This is a genomic window from Parabacteroides timonensis, assembly GCF_900128505.1.
Classification (GTDB): domain Bacteria; phylum Bacteroidota; class Bacteroidia; order Bacteroidales; family Tannerellaceae; genus Parabacteroides; species Parabacteroides timonensis.
In genome coordinates, this window is sequence record NZ_LT669940.1 from 1,801,517 (window position 1) to 1,807,516 (window position 6,000).

A 6,000-nucleotide genomic window follows, 5' to 3' on the forward strand; every position below is an offset into this window, starting at 1 on the left:
TTCTAAAAGACTGTTATTTGTGATATTTTAGGCACAAAGAGATTGTTTGATGTTTTAGTGGTTTTGGATACTCAAAAATGTTTCATAACACATAATTAACTTTTCAGGATACGCCTAAATAATAAATTTAGACCTTAATTAACACATGGGTTTGTTTAAACGGGCAAGTATTTCTGCTGCAACAAAAATAAAATTCGTTTAAAACGAGTTTATCTTTGTTTGCTATAGGGTGAAAAATGTGCATCAGCTAAACAATATGTTAATATATGTATATGTTGGTTTTCTGTAAGAGAAGGATTATGGGCTGGGTGTGTCGCAAATACTCTGCTTATTTAGTCAAAATGTTTGCATATTACAACCTATTGCAACAATGTGATATTTGTCCAAAAGCAGAAAACTTCAACTTTTGTCAAGCAATGAAGCCTTATATTGTAGTGACATTTTGAGAATTGATAAGGAATCTTTCAAATGAGTTGGATATATTCTGAACAAAAAAAGTGAACCTCGGTAACCGTTTTCGGCCTGAGGTTCACTTCATTTATGAAAGAATCCTTTTAAAGGAGATGTTTAATAAAAACAATGGCATGCAATGGGATTATTCCCAACCTGCATTTTGCTGTTTCGCTAATGTCGGATTTCTTAAAATATCGTTTAACGGAATAGGCCAGATAAAACGTTTGTCTGTATAAGGAATAAATTTCTTACTGGAACTATACCATTCAGATTTAACTTCTCCGTTTACAACGAATGCACCTACGCCCTTGCTGTTGTTATATTCAATTTTAGCAGGGATACCACCGGAAGGGAATAGATCGTCATTTGCAAGACGATGAATATCTTCCCAACGACGGCCTTCACCGTGAAATTCAATACGACGTTCCCAAAGAATAGCTTCTAACAGCGCTTTGGTATCAGCGAAATCTGAAGCCTTGTAACTTTCCTGTGCCGGATTTGCCAATGATCTGTCGCGCACTTCATTCAACTTCTCAAGAGCTAACGTCTTATTATTACTACGTGCTGCAGCTTCAGCCTCATTCAAAAGCACTTCTGAATAACGGAGAATCGGAGCCCATGCATCCTGAGATGTTGGATCCTGATATTTATCACAGAAATAATATTTGTCGGATTCACGGTATAATAACAAGTTACGACGCTTGTCGTCTTTCGTCCAGTATTTGGAGTTATAAACGGTAGGAGATGACGTTATAATTGCGCGTCCTCCGTCACGTCCCGACATCATCTGACCTAAAGAACCATTGACATCCGGATTATCTTCTGTACTATTTTCGATCGAGAAAACAGATTCTTTGTTGTCTGCTTTTGAAGTAAACGGAGTAGCCGGATCTGCTTCCAATTGGAAACGTCCGCCTTCCAGTTTTTCAGCTTCTTCGATAACTTTAGCCCAATTCCTCATATGCAGATAAACACGGGTCTTTAAAGCGATAGCTGCCCCTTTTGATGCGCGGGATATTTTACCTGCGGTGACAACATCCGGTAATAAACGCTCTGCATCATCCAGATCTTTAAGGATTTGTGCATAAGTTTCAGCAACTGTTGAACGACCAATCAGCAATGCTTCCTGAATGGCTTCCGGTGTATTGATTGCCGTAATATAAAGCGGCATACCATAATTATTATTACCATCCACATTGTAAGGGAGTGCATAATGAACCATCAAATTATGATATGTTAAAGCACGTAGAAACAGACATTCGCCTTTATATTGATTAGCTGTCGCTTCATCGAGTATGCCATTGCTACCGGCATATTCCTGACCTGCATAAACTGTATTGTAACGGTTTATGGCTTCAAAAGAGGTTTCCCACATAGCGACATTATTTGCCGTAGACAAATTGTAGGTCGCCGAATAGGTGTAATCATAAAATACGGCCGTCAGGTTCATATCTTCACCTCTCATTTCACCTTGTTGTATGCTGGCAGCCCCGAATGGATAACCACGCTGCCAACCATTGTCAGAATTGATATACATACCGCACTGAGCTGCATCATAAGCACCGATCATAGATAACTCACACCGTGCCGGAGTACCGTAAGCTGTCAAATCGGAGAATTTATCGACCGGAGACAGATCCACCACATCGCTTTCACAAGCAGTGAATAAGGGTAGCGAAATTAAGGCTGCGCCCAATGCTACAACTGATATATTTTTATATAGTTTTCTATTTAGCATAATTGTAATTTTTCTACTGTTTTATAATCTTAGAATGTAACATTTGCTCCAAAAGTAAACGAACGCTGCTGAGGCATACCATTCCAGTCTACGCCCAGACGAGTGTTAGTTTCCGGGTCCAAACCTGAGTACCCGGTGATAGTGAACAAATTCTGAGCCTGTGCATACACACGTACCTTTGTTATATTTATTGCCGATAAAATAGATTTCGGTAAAGTATATCCCAAAGCCAGGTTAGACAGTTTCAGGTAATTTCCTTTTTCAACGAAGTGAGAGTCGGTGAAGCCGTCATTGAACAAGACAGACTGGTCATTATAACCGATTCTTGGAGTCATACCGTCACCCGTTTGTGTAGGAGACACCCATCTGCCTAAAATTTCCTTACCGTTATTAGCAAACTCCATATTCATCAAAGCACTCTGGCGAGAAGCATTCATGATTTTATTACCACCGGAGAAACGAAGAAACACATTCAGATCGAAATCTTTATAGGTAATCGTATTGTTCCATCCACCATACCAGGTAGGCATAGAAGAACCTAAAATTTTACGGTCGCTGGAACCCAAAGAAGACGATTTGGATACATCTCCAGGATTGGACGGATCATATTCAACATAATCGTATGAGCCGAATGTGTCGAACTGAACCAGGCTGCCATCTGCTTTTCTCCAAATAGGGTTACCGTTTTCCATATTGACACCGTAATAGTCGTATCCGTACAGTGAACGATAAGACTCACCTTCACGGATAATGGTATAATTGTCAATGATATCAGTTCCACCATACAATGATTTAACTGTATTCTTTACAGTAGAGAAGTTCAATTCTGAACGCCAGTTCCAATCTTTCGTTGAGATAACTGTTCCACTTACTGTCAGCTCAAATCCGGAGTTCTTAATTTTACCGATATTATCGTAATATGAATTGTAAGGAATACCCATTGTCGGAGGAGTCGGAACTTCCAATACAAGGTCTTTTGAATTTTTCTGCCAATAAGCCAGCTCAAATGTCAGACGGTTGTTGAAGAAAGAACCATCCAGACCTAAGTCGAAAGTTTCGGTCGTTTCCCATTTCAAGTTGTTATTACCCATGCGGTTCCAGGCAACACCGGATTGCGAGCCGTACAGTTTCGCTCCATAAGTTCCCAGATACGGGAAGTTATTACCCAAATCTGAATTACCTAATGTGGCGTAGCTGGCACGAATACGCAAATCGTTGAACCATTCGTTCACCTGAGAATCTTTCCAGAAATTCTCACGGGATAAGCGCCATGCAACCGAAGCTCCCCAAAACGTACCCCAGCGAGTATCTTCCGGCAAACTGGACAATCCATCGTAACGGATAGATGCACCTGCATAATATTTACTATCATAATTGTAGTTCGCACGGAACATATAAGAAGCAAGACCGTTAAATGTTTTGTATCCGCCGATATCTTTTATACCGAAAGTATTGGAGATAATATGGTCTGTAAAGAACCTGTCGGACAACTGCTGAACGGCAGCATCTGTATATTCATACTCACTGTGAGTGTATTCCTGAACAGCTGTTGCGCTTAAATTATGCACATCGTTAAATGAACGGTTGAAATTCAGGATATTCTGCCAGTTCCAGTTTTCGTAAGTTGTATTTACTTCTTCAAGCAAACCTTTACGCCCGTAACCGTCACCTGATTCAGAATCCCAATACATGAAGTCTTTTACATTAGAGATATCGAGACCTCCCTGAGTTTTCAGAGTAAGTCCGTCAATAATAGTAATCTCAGCCCAACCACCGCCGATGGTACGTGTATTGGTAGAGCGGTTCACATTATTATCCAATGCCCAGACAATGTTCTGAATACCATTATCTATATAAGAAAGGTTATTNCAGTACCTGTTACCTTCGTCGTCTGAGCAGTCGCCAACCCAATACCTAAAATTAGGCAAAACAAAAGATAAGTCAACTTTTTCATAGACACACTTTTTTATTTAACTTATAAATAACTAATTTGCACTATATTTGTGAATACTTTGCCAAAAACCTATTATAAAACATACCTGAGAGACCGCAAATGTAATAATAAATTTATTATAACAACAAAAAACTAATAAGTTTTTACAAAAAAAGGACTGTTAATTAACAGAATAACGACTGATATGAGCCTTCCGAGAGTTAAAAAGCTGTCTTTTTTTTAATGTTTCCTGCAAAGTAGCAAATTAAAATTATCTATTTTTAACCGCGCTCATTTTGCACTTTAGATCAAGATTTATCTGGCCTGAAAAGACGTCGGTTCCACTCCGGTAGAAAAGGCAGACGGTTTTTATCTACTATTTGTGGTAAAAAATGCATTATCTGTTGAAATGTAAAGCGAAGAAAATTTCTCCCCTACTATTTTTTTTTGAAAAAAAATCCGTTCTCCATTCGACTCATTTTCTAAAATTGAGAAGTAAATGGAAGGTTTTCTATTTCTGTTTTAATTAGATAAAAAAGTATATAAAAGATACCAATATATATATTCACTCATTTTCTTAGAGGCCTTTGCCTTTGAATTTTGATAGGTTGATGCATAAAAAACCGAGTTCTGCAAAGACTTTGGTGGTTTCTTACGTAGGTATGGAAACTCAAGAGCTCTCTGTATCTCCTATTGTTCATGTTAAATTGAAATCCGATACTCAGAATCTTGACGAGGTTGTTGTTGTAGGGTATGGAACTCAACGCAAAAAGGACGTAACAAGCTCTATTGCCAAAGTAGGAGGCGAAGCGCTTAGTAACCTGGTGGCATCCTCATTTGATACCCAGTTGGCAGGACGTGCTGCAGGGGTTCAGGTTACCACCCCTAGTGGTGTGCTTGGTGCCGGACCTCAGTTTAAGGTTCGTGGTATGAGTACCATAAGCTCCAGCTCACAGCCTCTGTTCATCGTAGATGGTATGCCTATTGCTACCGGAGACAATGGAGATGGTAAAACCGGTTTGGGACAGTTGTATGCTTCATTCAATGCGATGTCGGATATAAATCCGAATGATATTGAATCAGTTGAAATATTAAAAGACGGTGCTGCTACGGCTATTTATGGTTCACGTGCAGCGAATGGCGTTGTTTTGATCACTACGAAAAAAGGATCGAAAGGACGTGCTAAAGTGACTTATGACGGATATGTAAGTGCAGCCAGTGCAGCTAAATTACATGATCTTTTGGGTGCAAAAGATTTTGTCATGATCGCCAATGAAAAATTTGAGAACTGGGATGAGAAAGGACAAGCTGTTTATAATGCTTCAGACCCTGATACAAAATGGAACGATTATATTTTCCAGACCGGTTTCCAACATAATCACAATGTCGCAGCCAGCGGTGGGACAGATAAAGGCCAGTATTACGTATCTTTCGGGTTTACAGAGCAAGAAGGTATTGTCCGTTCAAATGACATGAATCGTCTGACTTTGAAAGCCGATTTGACACAGCAGGCGACAAAATGGTTGCGGATTGGTTTGAATGGCCAGATGAGCCGTACAAAACTGAATGGTATATCGAATTCTGAAAACTCACTGGGAGGTGTTGGTTTTGCCGGGGTTCGTATGCTTCCTAATGTTGCCGTTTTCGATGCGACCGACCCGACCGGATATAATATCGATAAGGAAAGTCGTAAAACACTGGGACGTGGTAATAACCTTTCTTATATAGATAATGGTATTCAGAACATTGTCTGGGCATTGGATAATAATGTGAACCGCTCTACCAATACACGTACCATCGGCGGTGGTTGGGCTGAGATTACTATTATTGGCGGACTTACTCTGAAAAATCAGGGAGGGCTCGATATCTCTAATGT

Annotated in this window: 3 protein-coding genes and 1 pseudogene; 1 reads left to right on the forward strand and 3 read right to left on the reverse strand. The window is 39.7% G+C overall.

The features are described from left to right. Positions 1–595: 595 nt before the first annotated feature. The 3 genes and pseudogenes from BQ7394_RS07665 to BQ7394_RS26670 all read right to left on the reverse strand — a co-directional run. On the reverse strand, positions 596–2,191 hold the full coding sequence (locus BQ7394_RS07665; protein ID WP_075556815.1) for a RagB/SusD family nutrient uptake outer membrane protein: 1,596 nt from the start codon (positions 2,189–2,191) through the stop codon (positions 596–598). Positions 2,192–2,220: 29 nt separating this feature from the next. Continuing rightward, the gene (locus BQ7394_RS07670) at positions 2,221–4,011 is read right to left on the reverse strand and encodes a SusC/RagA family TonB-linked outer membrane protein (RefSeq protein ID WP_449406350.1); all 1,791 of its coding nucleotides are present in this window, start codon (positions 4,009–4,011) and stop codon (positions 2,221–2,223) included. 41 nt (positions 4,012–4,052) lie between these two features. After that, positions 4,053–4,145 (reverse strand): annotated as a pseudogene (locus BQ7394_RS26670) (carboxypeptidase-like regulatory domain-containing protein); the annotation flags it as partial. Positions 4,146–4,735: 590 nt separating this feature from the next. Here BQ7394_RS26670 and BQ7394_RS07675 point away from each other — a divergent pair. Then, a partial coding sequence (locus BQ7394_RS07675) for a TonB-dependent receptor plug domain-containing protein (RefSeq protein ID WP_235848691.1) occupies positions 4,736–6,000 on the forward strand: 1,265 nt, incomplete at its 3' end.